General features: G+C 68.0%; 22 protein-coding genes. 11 read left to right on the forward strand and 11 right to left on the reverse strand.

Features of this window, described 5'->3' with window-relative positions:
* Positions 1–20 precede the first annotated feature (20 nt).
* Positions 21–371: a hypothetical protein gene (locus J2S75_RS16730; RefSeq protein ID WP_307021442.1), complete on the forward strand. Its 351-nt coding sequence runs from the start codon at positions 21–23 to the stop codon at positions 369–371.
* Between the two features lie 51 nt (positions 372–422).
* Here J2S75_RS16730 and J2S75_RS16735 read toward each other — a convergent pair whose 3' ends face one another.
* From J2S75_RS16735 to J2S75_RS16780, 10 genes are all read right to left on the reverse strand, one after another.
* Entirely contained in the window at positions 423–1304 is an 882-nt protein-coding gene (locus J2S75_RS16735; RefSeq protein ID WP_307021444.1) for a 3-hydroxybutyryl-CoA dehydrogenase, read from the reverse strand.
* A 46-nt stretch (positions 1305–1350) separates the two neighbouring features.
* Positions 1351–2295 (reverse strand): electron transfer flavoprotein subunit alpha/FixB family protein, encoded by a 945-nt coding sequence (locus tag J2S75_RS16740; RefSeq protein ID WP_307021446.1) that lies wholly within the window; start codon positions 2293–2295, stop codon positions 1351–1353.
* A 2-nt stretch (positions 2296–2297) separates the two neighbouring features.
* Entirely contained in the window at positions 2298–3047 is a 750-nt protein-coding gene (locus tag J2S75_RS16745; RefSeq protein ID WP_307021448.1) for an electron transfer flavoprotein subunit beta/FixA family protein, read from the reverse strand.
* A 206-nt stretch (positions 3048–3253) separates the two neighbouring features.
* A complete protein-coding gene (locus J2S75_RS16750; protein WP_307021450.1) occupies positions 3254–3973 on the reverse strand; it encodes a rhomboid family intramembrane serine protease in 720 nt (239 codons plus the stop codon).
* 89 nt (positions 3974–4062) lie between these two features.
* Positions 4063–4728, reverse strand: a complete 666-nt coding sequence (locus J2S75_RS16755) for a glutathione S-transferase family protein (protein WP_307021452.1) — start codon at positions 4726–4728, stop codon at positions 4063–4065.
* Complete coding sequence (locus tag J2S75_RS16760; RefSeq protein ID WP_307021454.1) at positions 4725–5330, reverse strand: cob(I)yrinic acid a,c-diamide adenosyltransferase; 606 nt, start codon at positions 5328–5330, stop codon at positions 4725–4727. The genes J2S75_RS16755 and J2S75_RS16760 overlap by 4 nt, the downstream gene beginning before the upstream one ends.
* 10 nt (positions 5331–5340) lie before the next feature.
* Entirely contained in the window at positions 5341–5544 is a 204-nt protein-coding gene (locus J2S75_RS16765) for a twin transmembrane helix small protein (RefSeq protein ID WP_307021456.1), read from the reverse strand.
* Positions 5545–5578: 34 nt separating this feature from the next.
* On the reverse strand, positions 5579–6055 hold the full coding sequence (locus J2S75_RS16770) for a TspO/MBR family protein (protein ID WP_307021457.1): 477 nt from the start codon (positions 6053–6055) through the stop codon (positions 5579–5581).
* Positions 6056–6323: 268 nt separating this feature from the next.
* The gene (locus J2S75_RS16775; protein WP_307021459.1) at positions 6324–6782 is read right to left on the reverse strand and encodes a baeRF12 domain-containing protein; all 459 of its coding nucleotides are present in this window, start codon (positions 6780–6782) and stop codon (positions 6324–6326) included.
* A gap of 223 nt (positions 6783–7005) precedes the next feature.
* Entirely contained in the window at positions 7006–7839 is an 834-nt protein-coding gene (locus tag J2S75_RS16780) for a YihY/virulence factor BrkB family protein (protein ID WP_307021461.1), read from the reverse strand.
* A 301-nt stretch (positions 7840–8140) separates the two neighbouring features.
* On the opposite strand from J2S75_RS16780, the gene J2S75_RS16785 reads away from it, so the two are divergent.
* The 4 genes from J2S75_RS16785 (at position 8141) to nhaA (ending at position 13159) form a co-directional block, all read left to right on the forward strand.
* On the forward strand, positions 8141–9382 hold the full coding sequence (locus J2S75_RS16785; protein WP_307021716.1) for a glutamate-5-semialdehyde dehydrogenase: 1242 nt from the start codon (positions 8141–8143) through the stop codon (positions 9380–9382).
* Positions 9383–9429: 47 nt separating this feature from the next.
* Positions 9430–10053, forward strand: coding sequence for a nicotinate-nucleotide adenylyltransferase (locus J2S75_RS16790; protein WP_307021463.1), 624 nt, complete (start codon positions 9430–9432; stop codon positions 10051–10053).
* Positions 10054–10152: 99 nt separating this feature from the next.
* Complete coding sequence (locus J2S75_RS16795) at positions 10153–11646, forward strand: MFS transporter (RefSeq protein ID WP_307021465.1); 1494 nt, start codon at positions 10153–10155, stop codon at positions 11644–11646.
* 139 nt (positions 11647–11785) lie between these two features.
* Positions 11786–13159 carry a Na+/H+ antiporter NhaA gene (gene nhaA / locus J2S75_RS16800; protein WP_307021467.1) on the forward strand — a complete coding sequence of 458 codons (1374 nt, stop codon included), beginning with the start codon at positions 11786–11788 and terminating at the stop codon, positions 13157–13159.
* A 385-nt stretch (positions 13160–13544) separates the two neighbouring features.
* Here the strand turns inward: nhaA and J2S75_RS16805 are convergent, their stop codons facing one another.
* Complete coding sequence (locus J2S75_RS16805; RefSeq protein ID WP_307021469.1) at positions 13545–15077, reverse strand: hypothetical protein; 1533 nt, start codon at positions 15075–15077, stop codon at positions 13545–13547.
* A gap of 341 nt (positions 15078–15418) precedes the next feature.
* Between J2S75_RS16805 and rsfS the strand changes: the two genes are divergently transcribed.
* The 6 genes from rsfS to J2S75_RS16835 all read left to right on the forward strand — a co-directional run bounded on the left by rsfS (position 15419) and on the right by J2S75_RS16835 (position 20283).
* On the forward strand, positions 15419–15832 hold the full coding sequence (rsfS, locus tag J2S75_RS16810) for a ribosome silencing factor (protein WP_244450223.1): 414 nt from the start codon (positions 15419–15421) through the stop codon (positions 15830–15832).
* Between the two features lie 7 nt (positions 15833–15839).
* Positions 15840–16322 carry a 23S rRNA (pseudouridine(1915)-N(3))-methyltransferase RlmH gene (gene rlmH, locus J2S75_RS16815; protein WP_307021471.1) on the forward strand — a complete coding sequence of 161 codons (483 nt, stop codon included), beginning with the start codon at positions 15840–15842 and terminating at the stop codon, positions 16320–16322.
* 96 nt (positions 16323–16418) lie between these two features.
* Complete coding sequence (locus J2S75_RS16820) at positions 16419–17765, forward strand: murein hydrolase activator EnvC family protein (protein ID WP_307021475.1); 1347 nt, start codon at positions 16419–16421, stop codon at positions 17763–17765.
* A complete protein-coding gene (locus tag J2S75_RS16825) occupies positions 17762–19111 on the forward strand; it encodes a S41 family peptidase (protein ID WP_244450226.1) in 1350 nt (449 codons plus the stop codon). Before J2S75_RS16820 ends, J2S75_RS16825 begins: the two co-directional genes overlap by 4 nt.
* Before the next feature lie 172 nt (positions 19112–19283).
* Positions 19284–19685 (forward strand): hypothetical protein, encoded by a 402-nt coding sequence (locus J2S75_RS16830; RefSeq protein WP_307021478.1) that lies wholly within the window; start codon positions 19284–19286, stop codon positions 19683–19685.
* An 88-nt stretch (positions 19686–19773) separates the two neighbouring features.
* Entirely contained in the window at positions 19774–20283 is a 510-nt protein-coding gene (locus J2S75_RS16835; protein ID WP_307021480.1) for an RNA pyrophosphohydrolase, read from the forward strand.
* Positions 20284–20436 lie beyond the last annotated feature (153 nt).

Genomic DNA, 20436 nt, shown 5'->3' on the forward strand with positions numbered 1-20436 from the left:
GCCAAGGGCAGGAGAAGGCGGTGAGCGTCTTCAGTTTCAGCAAGACGGGCAAAGTCTGGGGGCCGAACAACGTCACCACCTACGGCATGATCACATGGTGGATCGGTCAGGTGGGCCCCAAGCCCTACCTGATCAAGCTCAAGCAGAGCTATGATCATGGGTATAATCATGGCGACCTGAGCGAGGTCGCTGATGCCGACAAGGCGGAATTGCGCAGTCTGGTGCGCCTGATGCTTGAAACCGGCTATGCCCGCCAATTCACTCAGGACGCGAAGAGCGCTGCGTACCTGCAGGGCAGCCTCGCCGAATTTGAGAGACTGCTCGACGATGATCTGGAAGGCACGGCCTTCCATCGACCGGCGGGAAGATAGGCGCCCCGCCCCCGTCACGGGCTTCCGTCAGCGTATCGGCGTGCCCCGCCTCTACCGTGTCGGCACCGGCTTTTCGCCGCGATAGTCGTAGAAGCCGCGCTGGGTCTTGCGGCCCAGCCAGCCGGCCTCGACATATTTCACCAGCAGCGGGCAGGGGCGGTATTTGGAATCGGCCAGCCCCTCATGCAGCACCTGCATGATGGAGAGGCACGTATCCAGCCCGATGAAATCGGCCAGCTGCAGCGGGCCCATCGGGTGGTTGGCGCCCAGCCGCATGGCGGTGTCGATGGCGTCCACCGAGCCGACGCCCTCATAGAGCGTGTAGATCGCCTCGTTGATCATCGGCAGCAGGATGCGGTTGACCATGAAGGCGGGGAAATCCTCCGCCACCGCATAGGTCTTGCCCAGCCGGGTGATGAAGGCCTTGGAGAGTTCGAAGGTCTCGTCCTCGGTGGCGATGCCGCGCACCAGCTCCACCAGCTGCATCAGCGGCACCGGATTCATGAAGTGAATGCCGATGAAGCGCTCCGGCCGGTCGGTGGAGGCGGCCAGCCGGGTGATGGAGATGGAGGAGGTGTTGGTGGCGAGGATCGCCTCCGGCTTCAGGAACGGGCAGATGGAGGAGAAGATGCGGCGCTTGATCTCTTCCTTCTCCACCGCCGCCTCGATGACGAGGTCGACCTCGGCGAGGTCGGCCGCCTGGTCGGTGCCGTGGATGCGGTTGAGTGCCGCCTTCTTCTCGTCCTCGCCATAGAGGCCCTTGGCCACCTGGCGCGACATGTTGCCATTGATGGTGGCGAGGCCGGACTTGATGCGGTCGGCCTCAAGGTCGTTCAGCACGACATCATAGCCGGCGAGCGCGCACACATGCGCGATGCCGTTGCCCATCTGGCCGGCGCCGATAATGCCGATACGCTTGATCTCGAAAGCCATTGCTGCGTCCGTTCTGCCCCTGCGGAGGCGGCAGTATAGTGTCCCGTCAGGCTTTTGCCTTAGCTATTTCGGCCTTGAGCTGCGGCACGATCTCGAACAGATCGCCCACCAGCCCGTAATCCGCCACCTGGAAGATCGGCGCGTCCTCGTCCTTGTTGACGGCGACGATGACCTTGGAATCCTTCATGCCGGCGAGATGCTGGATGGCGCCCGATATGCCGAGCGCGACATAGAGATCGGGCGCCACCACCTTGCCGGTCTGGCCGACCTGCCAGTCATTCGGGGCGTAGCCGGCATCCACCGCCGCGCGCGAGGCGCCGACCGCCGCGCCGAGCTCGTCGGCCAGCGGCTCGACAATGGCGTGGAACTGCTCGGCCGAACCGAGCGCGCGGCCGCCGGAGACGATGATGCGCGCGGCGGAAAGGTCCGGGCGGGCGCTGGCGGCGATTTCCTCGCCGAGGAAGCTGGAACCGGCGGCGCCTTCGACCGCCCCGAGGGTGCGGATCGGCGCGGCGTTGCCCTCGCCGGCCGCAGTGAAGGAGGCGGTGCGGATGGTGAGCACCTTGGTGGCGTCCGTGGCGCGCACGCGCTGGATGGCGTTGCCGGCGTAGATCGGCCGGTCGAACGTGTCGGGCGACACGACGGCGATCACGTCCGAGACCTGCATCACGTCGATCAGCGCGGCGACGCGCGGCAGCACGCTCTTGCCGAAGGCGGTGGAGGGGGCGACCAGCGCGCCATAGTCCTTGGCGAGGCTGACACCCAGCGCCGCCACCGGCTCGGCCAGGCGGTGGGCATAGGCGGCATCGTCCGCCAGCAGCACCTCGGCGACGCCGGCGAGTTTCGCGGCCGCCTCGGCGGCGGGGCGGGCATTGGCGCCGGCCACCAGCACATGCACCGGGGCGCCGAGCGCCAGCGCGGCGGTGAGCGCGCGCGCGGTGACGGGATTCAGGCTGGCATCGTCATGTTCGGCAAAGAGCAGGGTGGCCATGGTCAGAGTACTCCGGCCTGCTTGAGATGGCCGACCAGCTCGGCCGCAGAGGCCACCTTGATGCCGCCGGTGCGGCCGGCGGGCTCGGTGGTGGCGAGGATTTCCAGCCGGGGGGCGAGATCGACGCCAAGCTCGGCGGCACTCTTCTCCTCGATCGGCTTCTTCTTCGCCTTCATGATGTTGGGCAGCGAGGCGTAGCGCGGCTCGTTGAGGCGCAGATCGGTGGTCAGCACCGCCGGCAGAGCGAGGCGCAGCGTCTGCAGGCCGCCATCGATCTCGCGGGTGACATCGACCGTGCCGTCGCCAACGACGACCTTGGAGGCGAAGGTCGCCTGCGGCCAGCCGAGCAAGGCGGCGAGCATCTGGCCGGTCTGGTTGCAGTCGTCGTCGATGGCCTGCTTGCCGAGGATGACGAGGGACGGGCCCTCGCTCGCGACGATGGCTTTCAGCAGCTTGGCGACGGTGAGCGGCTCGATTCCGGCTTCCTCGGTCTTCACCCAGATGCCGCGATCCGCGCCCATGGCCAGCGCGGTGCGGATGGTCTCGTCGGTCTTCACCGGGCCGATAGAGACGGCGACCACCTCGGTCGCCTTGCCCGCCTCCTTGAGGCGCAGCGCCTCCTCGACGGCGATCTCGTCGAACGGGTTCATCGACATCTTGATATTGGTCAGTTCGACGCCGGAACCGTCGGCCTTGACGCGGATCTTGACGTTGTAGTCGACCACCCGCTTCACGGGCACGAGGATCTTCATCACCTGTCTCCCCCGGCAGGGCAGCGACCCCGCCTCTGGCAGCCATCGGCGCCGGCGGCGCCGCCTGCCAGGGCCGCGCGGAAAGCCGGAAGAGGGGGCTTGGGGGCGGGAATCTGGGGGAGCGGGAGCAGCCGGCGAAAAGCGCCGGCAAACTAGGATTCGGCCCCGGCACTGTCAACGCCGCGCGCGGTGTGCGCCGGCCGCGATTACACCGGCGGGCGCCCGTCCGGCGTGCCGTCGCGCGTCATCACCCAGAGCGGCACGCCCGGGCGGCGCAGGAAGACGATGAGCACCGCGCCGGCGACGAGCCCGGCAATATGCGCCCACCACGCGGTTTCCTCGTCGCCGGACTGGAACAGGCTCCACAGCTGGAAGACGATCCAGGCGCCGAGCGGCCAGATGGCCGGCACGCGAAGCGGCACGCGCAGGAACATCAGCACCCAGATCCGCACATTGGGGTGCAGCATGAGATAGGCGCCGACCAGCCCCGATATCCCCGCCGAGGCGCCGACCAGCGGCGAGGCCGAATCAGGCACGGCGAGGGAATGGGCGAGGCCGCCGGCGACGCCGCACAGCACATAGAACAGCAGGAAGCGGGCATGGCCGAGCGCGTCCTCGACATTGTCGCCGAACACCCAGAGGAAGGCCATGTTGCCGGCGAGATGCAGCCAGCCGCCATGCAGGAACATGTAGGTGACGAGGGTGAGCTCGGCGGGCAGGCGGACATATTCCTCCGGCAGCACCGCCGCATGTGTCACCACGGCGGGAATGGCGCCGAAGCCGAAGGCGGAAGCGATGTCGAGCTCGGCCCGGTAGCCATGCTGCACCAGCACGAACACCAGCACATTCACCGCGATCAGCGCCCAGGTGACATAAGCGTGGGTGATGCCTTCCAGCGGGTTGTCGTCGTTGAACGGGATGAGCATGGCGCGGGCACAGCGAATCGCGGAAAGCGGCGCGGGCGCGACGCGGCACAAGAATGCCGCTTCGCGGGTGAAAACGCCATCGGGCGCTCTCAGCCGGCGGAAAGGCCGAGCTGCTGCAGCGAGGGGCGCGCGCTCATGCGCGCCCACCACTGCGCAAGACCGGGATGGCCGGCGAGCAGCGCCGCGCCTTCGGGCGCCTGCCTGACATAGAAGACCATCGGCGCGAGATGGAGATCGGCAAGGCTTAGCCGGGGGCCGGTGAGAAACGGCGCGCCATTCATGAGGGCCGCAAGGGACGCGAGACAGACATCCGCCTCGGCGAGCGCGGCGGCAAGGCGGGCCTCATCGGTCGGCTCGCCCTGCGCGGGCTTTTCCACCCGCTCGACATAGATCCCCCAGACCAGCGGACGGTAGGCATAGGCATCGGCGAGGCTGATGATCTGGTTGGCGCGGGCCCGCGCCCTCACCTCGCTGGGCAGGAGGCCAGGGCCCTCGAAGGCCTCATTGACATAGCGGGTGATGGCGCCGGTCTCGAAGAGGCGGAACCCGTCATGCTCGAAGGCGGGAATCCGGCCGAAAGGGTGGCGCGCGCGATAGGAGGGCGGCACGCCTTCCGGCGCGAAGGGATCGACCGGCACCAGCTCGTGGTCGACGCCCTTCTCGATCAGCGTCAGGCGGACGATGCGGACATAGACGCTGTCCGCCGTGCCGAACACGCGGGGGAGCTCGGCCGGTGCGTCGTCCGGGCCGGTCACTCCCGCCCCGCCGCCGGCACCCAGAGCACGTCACCGGCCTCGCCTTCGCCGGCGGCTCGGGCATTGGCGAGGCGGCTCATGACGAAAAGCAGGTCGGATAGCCGGTTGAGATATTTCACCGCTTCCGGCCCGACGAACTCGCCGAGCGTGGCGGACAGCTCCACCGCCATGCGCTCCGCCCGGCGGCAGACGGTGCGGGCGACATGCAGATGCGCGGCCGCCGGGGTGCCGGCCGGCAGCACGAAGGAGCGCAGCGGCTTGAGGTTGGCATTCAGCGTGTCGATGTCGCGCTCCAGCTTGTCCACCTGCGCGGCGACGATGCGCAGCGGGGTATAGCCGAGGTCTTCGCCGGTTTCCGGCGTGGCGAGATCGGCGCCGAGGTCGAACAGGTCGTTCTGGATGCGGGCCAGCACCGCGTCGATGTCGGCCAGCGCCGGGTCCGCGCCGGTGTGCAGCCGGGCGACGCCGATCACCGCATTGGTCTCGTCCACCGTGCCATAGGCGGCGACGCGCAGATCATATTTCGGCCGCCGCTCGCCGGTGCCGAGCGCGGTGCTGCCATCGTCGCCGGTGCGGGTGTAGATGCGGTTGAGAACGACCATGAAAACCCTCTCAGCCCTGATGCATCAGGAGAATGGTGATGAGCACGAAGCACAGCGCCACCGCCTGCAAGAGCACGCGCCACTGCATGAGCTTCTGCGAGCGCTGCGGCGAGCCGCCACGCGCCATATTGGCGAGGCCGAGCAGCAGCACCACCGCCACCGCGCCGAGGGCGATGGGCAGGACGATGAATTTGGCGATGGTGACGAGATCCATCGAAAGTCTCCGCTAGCGCCCGCCGGCGGGGCGTTCAGTTCAGGGCCACGATGGCCGCGTTCAGCGTGGTGGCATAGGACACCCAGGCGAGATAGGGAACCAGCAGCGCGGCGGCGATGCGGTCGATCCGCAGGCAGGCCCAGATCGTCGCGACGATGGCGAGCCACAGCGCCACCACCACGATGAGCGCCGCCCCCGGCGCCTCCAGCCCGAAGAAGATCGGCGACCAGATGGCGTTGAGCGCCAGCTGCGCGAGCCATAGGCCGATGGCGCGGCGGCGCTCCGGGGAGGGTGCGTGCAGCTGCCACAGCCGCCACAGCGCCACCGCCATCAGCACATAGAGCGTCGTCCAGGCGATGGGGAAGGCCCAATCCGGCGGGGTCCAGGACGGCTTCACCAGCCCGGCATACCAGGTGGGGATTTTCGGCGTGGTGGTGAGCGAGCCGAGCGCGCCGACGCCGAGGCACAGGCCGACGGCGAGGACGAGGCGGAAGAAGGAGAGGGTTTTCATCGCGATTCCTGCAAGGCTCGGGCACGCCGCCGCCGGTGCGTGCGGAGGCACTACGGATGAGGCGGGCGCCGGGTTCACTTGGAGCCGTTCCGGCGAACTCACCGGAACGGCTCTAACTGTCCGATTAGACGCAATTCCTATCGCAAAACCGCTATGCACTTTTGCGGGAATGGCTCTAGCCGTGAGCCCCGGACGCAGAACCCCGCCGCCGGAGGCCGGCGACGGGGCAATGTTAATCCTCTTCGGGGCTTCGGCGAAACCGCCGGCCTCAGGCGGCCAGATGCTTCTCGATCTCGTAGACGGGAAGCTTCACCATGTCGCGGTCGACCTCGGCGGCAATGATGTCACTGACCGCCTTGGTGAGATGCGGGCGCAGCGCGCCAAGCGCGCGCGGAGCGGCGACGATGATGAGCGATTTCACCTCGCCCGCCGTCACCGCCGCATCGAGCCGGCCGGCGACCGCGCGCATGAAGGCGCGCTCGCCCTCTTCCTGCCAGTCGGTGGGCTCCACCGAGGAGCGGGCCGAGCCGACCGACTGGTGCACGCGGCCGGGCTGGTCGGTGCCCTGTTCGCGGGTCGGCGGGTTTTCCTGCTCATGCACCTCATGGGTGCGCAGATTGGGGAAGGTGGCGTCGCCCTTGTTGCACAGGATCAGCGCCTTGCGCCCGTCGCAGACGACGACCCACGCGCCTTGCTCGATCCTGATTTTGTCGTAGCTGGTGCTCATTCGAGCCTCCTTCCCTTCGCAACTCACCGCGCCATTGGGCACCCGGGCGGGGCCGGGAGCCTTGACCTTGGTCAAGCGGCGGGAGGGCAGGGAGGTTCCGCCGTTCGTGTTAGAGCACGCGCCGATCAGCCTGCATCGCAAGCTGATCGGATAACGCGTTCTCTATCTTAGAGTTAGAGGGCGATTTACCGATCAGATTGATTCAATCTGATCGGATCGCACTCTAGAGCCGGCCTTCGCGGGCGCGGCGGATGGCGGCGTTGAGTTCGCCGCCATACACGAAGATGGAGGCGGTGGTGTAGAGGAAGACCAGCGCGATCATGACCGAGGCGAGGCCGGCATAGGTGGTGACGTAATTGCCGGCGAATTCGGCGAGATAGCGCCCGAAGGCGGCACCGGCGGCGAGCCACAAGGCCAGCGTCACCAATATGCCCGGCAGCACCTGCGACAGGGTGCGCCGCCCCGCCGGCAGCCACATATGCGCCACGACCAGCGCCACGATCAGGATCACCGAGGTGGCGGCGTAGCGCAGGAAGGTGATGACCCAGCCGAAGGGTTCCAGCGCCGGCACATAGCGCACCGCCGCCAGCCACAGCACCGGGCCGAGCACCACGAGGAAGGACAGCGCCAGCAGCCCGGCGGCGCCAACCACGACATAGCCGATGGATTCGAGGCGCAGCCAGTACCAGGCGCGGGCCTCGCGCATGCCATAGGCACGGTTGAGCCCGATGCGCAGGCTCTCGATGCCGTTGGACGAGAAGTAGATCGCCAGCACCACACCGATGGTCAGCACGTCGGTGCGGACCTGGGTGAGCACGTTGCGGATCTCGCGGCCGATCGGGTCCGCCACCTGCGAAGGCCAGGCTTCCAGCATCAATTGCACCGTCTCGTCGGCGAGGTTCTTGAAATCGAAGAACGCCGCCAGCGCGGTGACGAAGATGAGGAACGGGAACAGCGACATCAGCGCCGACAGCGCGATGTGGCTGGCGATCGCCCAGCCATCATCCTCGACGAAGCGCCAGAAGGCGTCCCAGGCAATGTCGAAGGCGCGAAACAAGAGTGGCGGTCTCCTCGCGGATCGCCTCGAGGGGCGGGCTTTGTGCCGTGACATCGGATGCCGGCGCGCAAATGGCAAGCCTCGCGGGCCCGATATGGTAAAGAGCCGCGGCGATGGCCATTTGCTTTTGGCGCCCGGCCGCCGCTTCATGGTAGAGAGGGCGCCCGCTTTTAGCGCCCCTTGAACTCGAACGAGTGACATCATGACCGCCTCCTCCGCCCTGCGCCCCGCCACCGTCTCCGCGTCCGTTGCCGGCGCGCCGGCGCCGCGCGGGCCGGAGGGTGAGGATGTGCATGCGGTGATGGCCGGGATCGGCGCCCGCGCCCGCGCCGCCGCCCGCACGCTGGCGCTGGCCCCGGCGGCGGTGAAGGAGGCGGGGCTGCGCGCCGCCGCGCAGGCGATCCGCGACCGGGCGCCCGCCATTCTCGCCGCCAATGGCGAGGACCTCGCCGCCGCCCGCGCCGCGGGCATGAGCGCGGCGCTGCAGGACCGGCTGGTGCTGAACGAGGCACGCCTTGAGGCCATCGCCCGGGCGGTGGAGGAGATCGCCGCGCTGCCCGACCCGGTGGGGCAGGTGACCGAGAGCTGGGAGCGGCCGAACGGCCTGCGGCTGGAGCGCGTGCGCACCCCGCTCGGCGTCATCGGCGTGATCTATGAGAGCCGGCCCAATGTGACGGCGGATGCCGGCAGCCTGTGCCTGAAGGCCGGCAATGCGGTGATCCTGCGCGGCGGCTCGGACAGCTTCCATTCCTCCCGCGCCATTCATGAAGCGCTGGTGGAAGGGCTCACCAGCGCCGGCCTGCCGGCGGACGCGATCCAGCTGGTGCCGACCCGCGACCGCGCGGCGGTGGGCGAGATGCTGGCCGGGCTTGGCGGCAATCTCGACGTGATCGTGCCGCGCGGCGGCAAGAGCCTCGTCGCCCGCGTGCAGGCGGAGGCACGGGTGCCGGTGTTCGCCCATCTCGAAGGGCTGGTGCATGTCTATGTCGACAAGGCCGCCGATCTCGAAAAATCGCTCGCCATCGTGAAGAACGCCAAGCTGCGCCGCACCAGTGTGTGCGGGGCGGCGGAGACGCTGCTGGTCGACCGTGCGGATGCCTCCCGCCTGCTCGCCCCGCTCGTCACCATGCTGCTCGATGAGGGCTGCGCGGTGCGTGGCGACGAAGCCGCACGGGCGGTGGACCCGCGCGTGACCGAGGCCAGCGATGAGGACTGGCGCACGGAGTATCTCGACGCCGTCATCTCGGTGAAGCTGGTCGACGGGGTGGATGAGGCCATCGACCATATCGAGACCTATGGCTCGCATCACACCGACGCTATCCTCACCGAGGACGCCGCCACCGCCGAGCGCTTCCTCGGCGAGGTCGATTCCGCCATTGTGGTGCATAACGCCTCCACCCAGTTCGCCGATGGCGGCGAGTTCGGCTTCGGCGGCGAGATCGGCATCGCCACGGGGCGCATGCATGCGCGCGGGCCGGTGGGTGCCGAGCAACTGACCTCGTTCAAATACCGCGTGCGCGGCACCGGCCAGATCCGGCCGTGAGCGAGAGCGACGACGCTCCCCCTCTCCCCGTGGGGGAGAGGGTTGGGGTGAGGGGCCTTGACGCCGCCCCGCCGGCGCCCTTCGCCCGCATCCCCCCGCTCGCGCCGGGCATGCGGATCGGGCTCTATGGCGGCAGCTTCAACCCCGCGCATGAGGCGCACCGCGCCGCCAGCCTGCTGGCGCTGAAGCGGCTGCGGCTCGACCGCGTGTGGTGGCTGGTCACGCCCGGCAACCCCTTGAAGGACAACCGCGCGCTGCCCCCGCTCGACGCCCGGCTGGCGCAGGCGCGGGCGGTGGCGGATCATCCCGCGCTGCTGCCGACCGGGCTGGAGGCCGGGCTCGGCACCCGCTTCAGCTTCGACACGGTGGCGGCGCTGGTGCGGCGCTTTCCCGGCGTGCATTTCGTCTGGCTGATGGGGGCGGACAATCTCGCCGCCTTCCATCGCTGGCAGCACTGGCGGGAGATCGCGGCACTGGTGCCCATCGCCATCATCGACCGGCCCGGCTGCACCTTTGCCGCCATGGCGAGCCCGGCGGCGCAGGCGCTGGCGCGCTGGCGCGTGCCGGAGAGCGAGGCCGCCGTCCTGCCGCTGCTGCGCCCGCCGGCCTGGGTGTTCCTGCACGGGTTGAAATCGCCGCTGTCCTCGACCCAGTTGCGCGCGCAGGGGTAGGCCCGGGCGGGGCTCTGGCGAGGCACGGCGGGCCGTGCCAGACTGGTGCTTGGTTCCTCCCCCGGCAATGCCTCCCCCAACCATGCCTCTCGGTGCCTGATGGTGTTCTCCCCGAACCGGCTTCTCCAGGAGCCGGCGCCTCTCGCGTGGCTGGAGCGCCAGAGCTGGCATCGCTGGCTCATTGTCGGCCTCGTCTCCATCGGCGCCTTTGTCGGCCAGCTCGACGCCACCATCGTGCAACTGGCGCTGCCGGCGCTGGGGCGGGCCTTCAATGTGCCGCTGCAGCAGGTGAGCTGGGTGGCTTTGTCCTATCTCCTCGCCTTCGCCTCCTTCCTGCCGATTTTCGGCCGGCTGTGCGAAATCCATGGCCGCAAGACGCTTTATATTGCCGGCTATGCACTTTTCATCGCCGCCAGTGCGCTCTGCGCTCTGGCCGAGACCTTCGGCCAGCTCGTCGCCTTCCGCTTCCTGCAGGGCGTGGGCGGGGCGCTGCTCGGCGCCAACAGCATCGCGATTCTGGTGCAGGCGGTGCCGGAAGCGGCGCGCGGCCGGGCGCTCGGCTATTTCGCGGCGGCGCAGGCGGTGGGCATGAGCGCCGGCCCGGCGCTGGGCGGCTTCATCGTCGAGGCGCTGGGCTGGCGCTGGATCTTCGGCCTTACCGTGCCGTTTGGCGCTGTCGCCATTCTCGCGGGCTGGCTCGCTCTGCCGCGTGGGCCGGCGATTGGCCACAAGCCGGCCTTCGACTGGGGCGGGGCGCTGCTGATCGGACCGGCGCTGATCCTTCTGGTGGCGACGCTCAACCATGTGTCCAGCTGGCGGCTCGCCTCGCCGCTGACGCTGGCGAGCCTCCTCGTCGCCGCGCTGCTGCTGTGGGCCCTGCGCCGGCGCGAAGCGCGCACCGCCGCGCCGCTGATCGACCCGCGCCTGTTCACCGCGAGCGCCTTCCGCTGGGGGGCGCTGGCGGTGGTTCTGGGCTATGGGCTGCTCTATGGCGTGTTCTTCCTCATGTCCTTCGGCCTTGCCCATGGCTATGGCGAAAGCGCGGGGGCGGCGGGGCTGCGGCTGGCGCTGGTGCCGGTGGCGCTCGGCCTCACCGCGCCGCTCAGCCATGATCTGAGCCGCCTTCTCGGCGCCCGCTGGATCGGCCCCGCCGGCATGGGGAGCGTGCTGGCCGGGCTGGCCATTCTCGGCGCGACCTTCGGCCTCTCGCCCTATCACCATGTGCTGGACACGGTGTCCTTCGTGCTCATCGGCATCGGGCTCGGCCTGTTCGTGGCGCCTAACAGCCACGCCACCCTCGCCGCCGCGCCGGCCGGCCTCGCCGGGGCCGCGGGGTCGCTGCTCAATCTGATGCGGGTGCTCGGCACCAGCCTCGGCGTGGCCGCCGGGGCGAGCATGCTGGCCTGGCGGCTGAGGGTGGAAACGGGAAGCGGCGCCGGGACCGCCGATATGGCGGCCCTCGCCGCCGACGGCCCCGGCCTGCTCGCCGCCGTGCGCACCAGCCTGCCTCTGCTCGCCCTGATGGCGCTCGTCGCCGCCGTCGCCGCGCGAAAGGCGGCGGCGGGAGGGGGCGCTGAGGCGCGGAAGGGGTGAGTTGCGAAGGGGAGTTCTCCTCCCCCGCCCCTAGCCTTCCGCAGCGTCATGCCCTAAATACCCTCCTGGGTGTCGTCGGCTGCATCCCGCAGCTGGGGCAGGTATGCGCTGGTCGGGCCGCCGCGCGGGACCTGTTTGCATGGCCGGACGCCTTTACCGTCGCACCAGCGCGCGTGCGCGCCTCGCCACCGAGCGCGCTTTCCACGCCGCCGAACGTTTCCTGCATATCGAAGCCGTCAGCGGCCTGGTGCTGCTGGCCGCTGCCGCGATCGCGCTGATCTGGGCGAATTCGCCCTATGCGCAGAGCTATCACGACCTCTGGCACGCGCCGCTGAGCATCGGCATTGGCGGCTTCGTCGTGTCGCACTCGCTGCATTTCTGGGTCAATGACGCGCTCATGACCCTGTTCTTCCTCGTGGTGGGGATGGAGATAAGGCGGGAAATCCATGAAGGCGCGCTCTCCAAATTGCGCGCGGCGGTGCTGCCGATGGCGGCGGCGGCGGGCGGCGTCGCCCTTCCCGCGCTGATCTATGTCGCGCTGAACCCGGCGCCCGGCCAGATCGAGGGATGGGCGGTGCCGACGGCGACCGACATCGCCTTCGCGGTCGGCGTGCTGGCGCTGCTGGGGCGCTCCATCCCGCCCAATCTGCGGGTGTTCCTGCTGGCGCTGGCGATCATCGACGACATCGCGGCGATCCTCATCATCGCCCTGTTCTATTCCGGCGGCATCGACCCGGCGGGGCTGCTGGTCGGGCTCGCCGGCCTCGCTTTGGTGGTGGCGCTGCAAATGGCCGGCATCGGCTCGGCCTGGGCCTATGTACTGCCCGGCGCGGTGCTGTGGATCGGCCTGTTGCAGGCGGGCGCGCACCCCACCCTCGCCGGGGTGATGCTCGGCATGCTGACCCCGGTGCTGCCGGCGCGCGGGCGCGAGCCGGCGCTGAATGCGGCGATGCGGGCGCTGGACGAGATCCGCGCCAAGGCCGCCCGTTCGCCGGAGGCGGCCGCCAGCCTGCTGCCGCCGCTGCGCCGCCTCGCCCTCGCCCAGCGCGAGATGACCCCGCCGGTGACGCGGGTGCAGATGCTGCTGCACCCCTATGTCGCCTATGGCGTGATGCCGGTCTTCGCCCTCGCCAATGCCGGGGTGAGCCTCGACGGGGTCGATCTCGGCCGGGCGGATGCCTTCGCCGTGATGGCGGGCGTGGTGCTGGCGCTGGTGGTGGGCAAGCCGCTCGGCGTGTTCGCCGCCAGCTGGCTGGTGGTGCGCGCCGGCTGGGGCAGCCTGCCGCCGGGCGTCACCTGGGGCGGGGTGCTGCTGGTGGGGCTGCTGGCCGGCATCGGCTTCACCATGTCGATCTTCATCGCGACGCTCGCCTTCGCCGACCCGGCGCTGCTCGGTGCCGCCAAGCTCGGCGTACTCGTCGCCTCGCTCACCGCCGTCGGCCTCGGCCTCGGCTGGGGCCTGGTGCAGGCGCGGCGGGCGCGGGCGGTGGCGCCGGTTTCCGCCTCGGCCTGAGGCGGGGCAGGGGGCGGGCGGGCCGAAGGGGCGCTTTCCCCGTGGTGCCTGTCGTCTGGCGGATGGGGCGTACAACCTCGCCTGCCTCTACCGTTGGCAGCACTGGCGCGAGATTGCCGCGCTGGTGCCGATGACGATCATCGACCGCCCCGGATGCACCTTCCCCGCCATGGCCAGCCCGGCGGCGCAGGCGCTCGCCCGCGGGTGTCGGAGTTCGAGGCGGCGGCGCTGCCGCTGCTGCGCCCGCCGGCCTGGGTTTTCCTGCACGGGCTGAAATCGCTGGTGTCGTCGATGCGGATACGGGGGGAGGGGTGGGGGCGCGCCGTTGGTAAGGGGGTGGAACGGCTTTCCCTATTACGGCCGGGTGCGACCTCATTTTGGACATTCAAGTAGATTCATTTGGCTCGTTCGACAGAAACTGCATTTCTCGGATGTAGGTTCCAAAGTCACCGAACCCCAGTGGATGCTCTCTTTTCTCTAGGTCCCGCAACACTCGCTCGTAGTCATCTTTTACAAGCGCGCGCTCCTCTGGCCCCGCATCTTTGAAGGCGTACGTTTCAAGGATATCGAAGGGACCGGCTGTGATGATCCGCTTGCCTCCATCTATGACGTCCTGTAGCACTGTCCGGCGGATCAGATGTCCAAACGTCCACCCTGCTAGCTCCGAGAGGGAGTAGTGCAGAAACGAGGTGACGCCCGGCGCCAAAGGCGTGGTTGCATCGCATTGAAAGCGAACCAAGGGAGCGCAACCCTCTGACAGGTAGCCTAAGTCTGTGATGTGCGCGTTGATGTCTGCGAGGGAGAAAGAAAGGTCACGAATATTCCGGTCGTTGGCAATGGTCCGTATCGCCTCTGCCAAACTGTAGAGCTTCTCCCAATCCAGATTCTGGCCCGTTTGTCTATCGATAATGATTGACGAATCGATCTTGCGACTACCTAGCCATAGTTCGACCCGCAGCGGCCCTTTCATCGACCACAGCTTGAGCCGGGAATAGGTGTGCCAGTGATCAAGAGGCGCAGGTTCATTAAACCTCATGACCATATTCATGGCCACCTGCTGCGGACTGAACAGAATTTCTACCGGAGGTGCGGACACTCGAATGGGTGCCTCTGGCGCGAATGGCATCGCATACATCATTCCCGTCATATGGAAGGCGGCGTCCGTCAGCGAAGAGCGGAACCGAACGTCGCAAGTGCCTTGTGGCTGCGGAGTGATGTAAACTGTGCCGCCGGTCTCTGACACTTTTCGCGAATAGTCGGGGACAGAGAAGCGCTCCGGGACGTACTCGAAGCTCGATATTTTCAATCCGTTTCCGATACCGAGAAATTCTTTGAATATCTCGTCGTTTGTGTGCTCGGCGAAGAGGAGCTTTGCGGTGCCATACCCTTTCTCGTGTCCAATTTCGGTGTAGAGTCTACGCTTCTCAATGATGTAGTCACCCTGCGTATCAATGCATTCCTGCATCCACTTTATGAAATCTCCAGAGATAATGTCGCCCTCAGTGAACGATATCGACATGGATCTCTTGTTGATCTTGACGCCATTTACATCGGCTGCGCGGATCATTTTCAAGCTACGCGCTATAAGGTCCGTCCAGAAGTGCTTGATGTACAGTACAGGCTCGCCGTGTCGCTTCTTGATGAGTACGACAAACCAGGGGCTTGGGTCCTGGGCGGATTTGCGCAGATTGGAGAGCGTGATGGGAACGGATGTCTTGAGGCCCTCGATAGATTTCACCTGGACGAAAGCTCGCTGGCGAGGAGGCTGGCTGTCAGCAGGGCCATCGTAGTCCCGATGCGGCAGCTCAACGACATAATCCCAGCCGCCTTCGTCCTCATCGACCCGATGACATAGGCCGTCGAATTCAGACACTTTAGCGGCAAAGAAACGTTCCGCATATGCGGGGAGACGCGTCATTGAGAAGTTCGCCTTACACTTTAGAAGCCAATTGGGCGCGCCATTCAGGTTTTGACGGCTATATTATGATGATTATGTTCTCTCGCAAGTAGCTCATATAAGCCCGCACTCGCTTGATTCTATTTGTCTTTCCTAAGGGCAGAAACACTGCATGCGACACCAAAGTTGCATACCAACGACGCCCACTTTGTCCGAAGGCCAACTGAAAACGGGCAGCCCCACCTCCCCACCCCCCGGTTGAAGATCGGCCGCATCCGCATTATCCTAAGGGGGCAGGCACGGTGCGGAAGGGCCGTCCGTGGCTTGCGGTAAAGACGAGAGGATCAGGACCCCTGTCCATCATGGCGCTTGCAGCGGCCGACACCAGCCCGGCGACTGCACCTGTCTCCGACGCGCGCTTCGACGCCGAGGAGATTCTTGCCCTCGTTCTCGCCCGTCTAGATGATGACCAGGCCGAGGACGTCGTCTCCATCGAACTGCGCGGCAAGACGACCATTGCCGATTACATGGTCGTCGCCTCCGGCCGCAACCAGCGTCATGTCGGCGCCATTGCCGAGCACCTCGTCGAGGCGCTCAAGGGCCTTGGCGTCAAGGGCGTGCGCGTCGAGGGCCAGCCGGCCTGCGACTGGGTGCTGATCGATGCGAGCGACGTGATCGTCCACATCTTCCAGCCGGAAGTGCGCGGGTTCTACAATATCGAGAAGATGTGGTCGGCCGCCATTCCCGGCGGGCCGTCGACGCTGACGCGCGGCTGAGCGCGTCTTGCGGCTCATTATTCTCGCGGTCGGCCGGCTGAAGGCCGGGCCCGAAAGGGAGTTGTGCGCCCGCTATCTCGACCGCTCGGCCAAGGGCGGGCGGGCGCTCGGCCTGTCCGGCCCTGACGTGACCGAGATCGCGGAAAGCGCCGCGCGCCGCCCCGAAGACCGCATGGCCGAGGAGGGTGCCGCCCTTCTCGCCGCGCTGCCCGAGGCCGGGGCGGTGCTGGCGCTCGACCCGCGTGGGCTGGAGATGACCAGCGAGCAGATCGCCGCCGACCTCGCCGCCCTGCGCGACCGGGGTTCGCGCAGCCTCACCTTCGTCATTGGCGGAGCGGACGGGCTGAGCGAGGCGGTACGCGGGCGGGCGGACCGGCTGATCGCCTTCGGCCGCGCCACCTTTCCCCACCAGCTCGTCCGCGTCATGATGGCCGAACAGATCTACCGCGCGACGACGATCCTCGCAGGCCATCCCTACCATAAGGCCTGAGCGGGCGGCGGCGCTAACCCGTTCTTAACCACGCCGGCCCCTCCTATTCCGATGCCCGCGCGCCGCTCCTCTTCGCCCCCCGTAGCTCGCCCGCCCTTGCGCGCGGCGGTCGCAGGGGTGTGCGCGCTGGCGCTGCTGGCCGGGCCGTGGGCAAGGCCGGCCGCCGCGCAGGGCGACACCACGCAGGCAGGCGCCACGCCCGCTGCGGCTGCGCCCGCCACCGCGCCGCAGGACAAGCAGCAGGAACAGCAGCAGCGCATCGAGCGGCTCGATGCCGAGATGAAGGATTCCTCCGCCGTGCAGAAGCGGCTCGCCGCCGAGGTGGCGGCGCTGGAGGGCGACCGGGCCAAGCTGAACGAGGCGCTGCTCGACACCGCGATCCGGGTGCGCGAGACCGAGGGCAAGCTCGACGCCAGCGAACAGCGCCTGCTGCTGCTCAGCCGCGAAGCCGCCGACATCAAGGAATCGCTGGAGGCCCGCCGCGCCGTGCTGGCGGAAGTGCTGGGCGGGCTGGTGCGGCTCGGCCGCCGGCCGCCGCCGGCGCTGATGGTGCGCCCGGACGATGCGCTGGAATCGATCCGCTCCGCCATGATGCTCGGCGCCGTGCTGCCGGAACTCAAGGCGGAGACGGACCTGCTCGCCAGCGAACTCGCCGCGCAGGAGCGGGTGCGCCAGGATACCGCCCGCGAGCGCGACGCTCTCGCAGAATTGAAACGCTCCCTCGCCGATGAGCGCGCCCGAACCGCGGCGCTGATCGAGGAGAAGAAGAACTCGCTGCAGCAGGGCGAGGCGGCCCTCGCCGAGGAGAAGACCCGCGCCGCCGCGCTCGCCGCCGAGGCCGGCAATGTGCGCGAGCTGATGGAGCGCATGGAGACGGAGATTTCCGCCACCCGCAAGGCGGCGCAGGAAGCCGCGCAAAGCGAGGCGGCGCAAGGCGCGGGGGGCAGTGCGACGGACCGGCTGGCGGCGCTGCAGAACCCCGGCCGGCTGAGCCCCGGCGTGCCGTTCGAGGATGCCAAGGGCCTGCTGAAGCTGCCGGTCGGCGGCGCGGTGCTCAAGGCCTTCGGCGCCGATGACGGCTATGGCGGGCAGGAAAAGGGCATGTCGCTGGGCACGCGGATCGAGGCCCAGGTGGCCTCCCCCAGCGATGGCTGGGTGGTCTATGCCGGGCCTTTCCGCTCATATGGACAACTGTTAATTATCAATGCCGGCAATGGTTATCATATCCTGCTCGCCGGAATGGATAAGATCACGGTGGAGTTGGGCCAGTTCGTGCTGTCGGGCGAGCCGGTCGGGATCATGGGGCGCGGTCCCCAACTGGTCTCGTCGGCCGGCCTTGGAACTGCCCAACCCATTCTTTACGTCGAGTTCCGCAAGGATGGTAACTCGATCGATCCAACGCCATGGTGGGCGACGAGCGAAAGCGAGAAGGTACGCGGATGATGCGTAGGACGTCTGTATTTCTCTTCGGTGCGGCGGCCGGCGCCCTGATCGCGGTCGGTGCCACCCAGCCGCGGCTGCTGCTTGAGCCGACGGCGGCCATGGCGGCCGCCTCCGACACGTACCGCCAGCTGAACCTGTTCGGCGACGTGTTCGAGCGCGTGCGCGCCGACTATGTCGAGAAGCCGGAGGATTCGAAGCTGGTCGAGGCTGCCATCAACGGCATGCTGTCCTCGCTCGACCCGCACTCCACCTATATGGACGCGAAGGATTTCCGCGACATGCAGGTGCAGACCCGCGGCCAGTTCGGCGGTCTCGGCATCGAGGTGACGATGGAGGACGGCCTCGTCAAGGTCGTCGCCCCGATCGACGACACCCCGGCGGCCAAGGCCGGCGTGCAGGCCGGCGACCTGATCGCCAAGCTCGACGGCGAAGAGGTGAAGGGCATGACCCTGAACCAGGCGGTCGACAAGATGCGCGGCGCCGTCAACACGCCGATCAAGCTCACCATCATCCGCAAGGGCCAGGACAAGCCGATCGAGCTGTCGATCACCCGCGACATCATCAACATCAAGTCGGTGCGCGCCCGGGTCGAGCATGACGATATCGGCTATATCCGCATCACCTCCTTCAGCGAGCAGACCGGCGAGGGCCTGAAGAAGGCGGTGGCCGACCTGACCAAGCAGATCGGCGAGGACAAGCTCAAGGGCTTCATCATCGACCTGCGCAACAATCCGGGCGGTCTGCTCGACCAGGCGATCGACGTGTCCGACACCTTCCTCGACCGTGGCGAGATCGTCTCCACCCGCGGCCGCGACCCCGAGCAGACCGAGCGCCGCAACGCCCGGCCGGGCGACCTCGCCAAGGGCAAGCCGATCATCGTGCTCGTCAATGGCGGCTCGGCCTCGGCGTCGGAAATCGTCGCCGGCGCGCTGCAGGACCACAAGCGCGCCACGGTGCTGGGCTCGCTCTCCTTCGGCAAGGGCTCGGTGCAGACGGTGATCCCGGTCTCCGGCAATGCCGCGATCAAGCTGACCACGGCACGCTACTACACGCCGTCGGGCCGCTCGATCCAGGCCAAGGGCATCCAGCCCGACATCGAGCTGGTGCAGGACGTGCCGCAGGATGTGAAGGCGAAGGCCGAGGCGGCCGGCGTCGAGACCACGCGCGGCGAGGCCTCGCTCAAGGGCCATCTGAAGAATGGCGAGGACGAGCAGACCGGCTCCCCGGCCTATGTGCCGCCGGACCCGAAGGACGACACCCAGCTCAAGCTGGCGATCGACCTGATCGAGGGCGTGCAGAAGAACGCCGCCTATCCCGCCGATCCCAAGGCGGCCGTGCCGAACTGATCGCACATGAAATGGCGCCGCCGGCCCCGTGCCGGTGGCGACGTGAGATAAGCAAGGCCCGCTTCGCCAAGCGGGCCTTTCGCGTGACTGGGGGCTGGCGCTTTTTTGCGCTGCCGCGGCGAATGCCCGATTCTGCCCCGATCCTGCCTTGGTCGCGGGCGACAAAGACGGCATGAACAGCGCGACTCCCCTCCGCCTGCCGCCCCGCCCGCTGGACACGCTGCCCGCCGGCGACAGCCTGCCAGGCCGCGACGCCAGCCGCGACCATGCGCGGCACTATGCGGCGGTGGGCGTGTTCGGCCTCGCCGCCCTGTCGGTGATCAGCGTCGCGGTGGCGGCCTATGTGCTGCGGCCCGGAGTCGGCGCCGCGCCGCAGGGCCTGCCGCTGACGCTGGAGGAGAGCGGTTTCCCGACCATGGGCGTCGCCGCCGACATGCCGGCGCTGCGGCCGAGCCAGGGCGGCGATGAGGGCGCGAGCATCACCGTGTTCGACGGCGCGACCGGCCGCAGCGAAGTGCTGGCCGGGCCCGGGCCGCTCGCCGGCGGCGTTGGCGACACCACGTTAACCCCGTGACCATGCGGCACGGCGTGGCCTCTGGTGTCCCGCCGCCGCTTGCCTATGATCCCGGCCGGCGCGTGTTTCCAGCTTGTGCGGTGGCTCCATGATCCCTTTCGACCAGCTTCCCTATCGCCCCTGCGTCGGGGTCGTGCTCGTCAATCGCGACGGGCTCGTCTTTCTCGGCGAGCGCCGGGGCGGGCCCGAGCAGGTGGACGCGCAGCATTCCTGGCAGATGCCGCAGGGCGGCATTGACGAGGGCGAGAGCCCGGAAGAGGCGGCGCGGCGCGAGCTTTACGAGGAAACCAATGTCTCCTCCGTCGAGCCCCTCGCCGTCGCGCCGGACTGGTTCACCTACGACCTGCCGGAGCCGCTGGCCCGGCAGGCCTGGAAGGGCCGGTATCGCGGCCAGACGCAGAAATGGATCGCGCTGCGCTTCACCGGCACGGATGACGAGATCGACGTGCTCAATCCCGGCGGCGGGCACCATAAGCCGGAATTCGTCGCCTGGCGCTGGGAGAAGCTGGAGCGCACGCCGGGGCTGATCGTGCCGTTCAAGCGGCCGGTCTATGAGCAGGTGGTCAGCGCCTTCCAGCCGGTGGTGGCGGCGGGATAAGCCGTCGCCTGCATCCATTCTCGCCCGCGCCGCGTATTCCCGCCAAGGGCGCGGCTGGGCATTTCCCGGCGTTGCAAAATGCGAACGAACGTTCGTTCTTGACTCAGGGCATGGGCCTGTCTAAATGCGAATGAACGTTCGCTCCAACCCGGA

Origin of the sequence: Ancylobacter polymorphus (assembly GCF_030813495.1) — a bacterium.
Lineage (GTDB): Bacteria > Pseudomonadota > Alphaproteobacteria > Rhizobiales > Xanthobacteraceae > Ancylobacter > Ancylobacter polymorphus.

What these genes read in the sequence shown, in the direction of transcription:
- J2S75_RS16735 (WP_307021444.1), bottom strand. Translation starts at nt 1,304, where the DNA reads ATGGCTTTCGAGATCAAGCGTATCGGCATTATCGGCGCCGGCCAGATG.
- J2S75_RS16740 (WP_307021446.1), bottom strand. Translation starts at nt 2,295, where the DNA reads ATGGCCACCCTGCTCTTTGCCGAACATGACGATGCCAGCCTGAATCCC.
- J2S75_RS16745 (WP_307021448.1), bottom strand. Translation starts at nt 3,047, where the DNA reads ATGAAGATCCTCGTGCCCGTGAAGCGGGTGGTCGACTACAACGTCAAG.
- J2S75_RS16750 (WP_307021450.1), bottom strand. Translation starts at nt 3,973, where the DNA reads ATGCTCATCCCGTTCAACGACGACAACCCGCTGGAAGGCATCACCCAC.
- J2S75_RS16760 (WP_307021454.1), bottom strand. Translation starts at nt 5,330, where the DNA reads ATGGTCGTTCTCAACCGCATCTACACCCGCACCGGCGACGATGGCAGC.
- J2S75_RS16765 (WP_307021456.1), bottom strand. Translation starts at nt 5,544, where the DNA reads ATGGATCTCGTCACCATCGCCAAATTCATCGTCCTGCCCATCGCCCTC.
- J2S75_RS16770 (WP_307021457.1), bottom strand. Translation starts at nt 6,055, where the DNA reads ATGAAAACCCTCTCCTTCTTCCGCCTCGTCCTCGCCGTCGGCCTGTGC.
- J2S75_RS16775 (WP_307021459.1), bottom strand. Translation starts at nt 6,782, where the DNA reads ATGAGCACCAGCTACGACAAAATCAGGATCGAGCAAGGCGCGTGGGTC.
- J2S75_RS16785 (WP_307021716.1), top strand. Translation starts at nt 8,141, where the DNA reads ATGGCCGGGATCGGCGCCCGCGCCCGCGCCGCCGCCCGCACGCTGGCG.
- J2S75_RS16795 (WP_307021465.1), top strand. Translation starts at nt 10,153, where the DNA reads ATGGTGTTCTCCCCGAACCGGCTTCTCCAGGAGCCGGCGCCTCTCGCG.
- nhaA (WP_307021467.1), top strand. Translation starts at nt 11,786, where the DNA reads ATGGCCGGACGCCTTTACCGTCGCACCAGCGCGCGTGCGCGCCTCGCC.
- J2S75_RS16805 (WP_307021469.1), bottom strand. Translation starts at nt 15,077, where the DNA reads ATGACGCGTCTCCCCGCATATGCGGAACGTTTCTTTGCCGCTAAAGTG.
- rsfS (WP_244450223.1), top strand. Translation starts at nt 15,419, where the DNA reads ATGGCGCTTGCAGCGGCCGACACCAGCCCGGCGACTGCACCTGTCTCC.
- J2S75_RS16825 (WP_244450226.1), top strand. Translation starts at nt 17,762, where the DNA reads ATGATGCGTAGGACGTCTGTATTTCTCTTCGGTGCGGCGGCCGGCGCC.
- J2S75_RS16830 (WP_307021478.1), top strand. Translation starts at nt 19,284, where the DNA reads ATGAACAGCGCGACTCCCCTCCGCCTGCCGCCCCGCCCGCTGGACACG.
- J2S75_RS16835 (WP_307021480.1), top strand. Translation starts at nt 19,774, where the DNA reads ATGATCCCTTTCGACCAGCTTCCCTATCGCCCCTGCGTCGGGGTCGTG.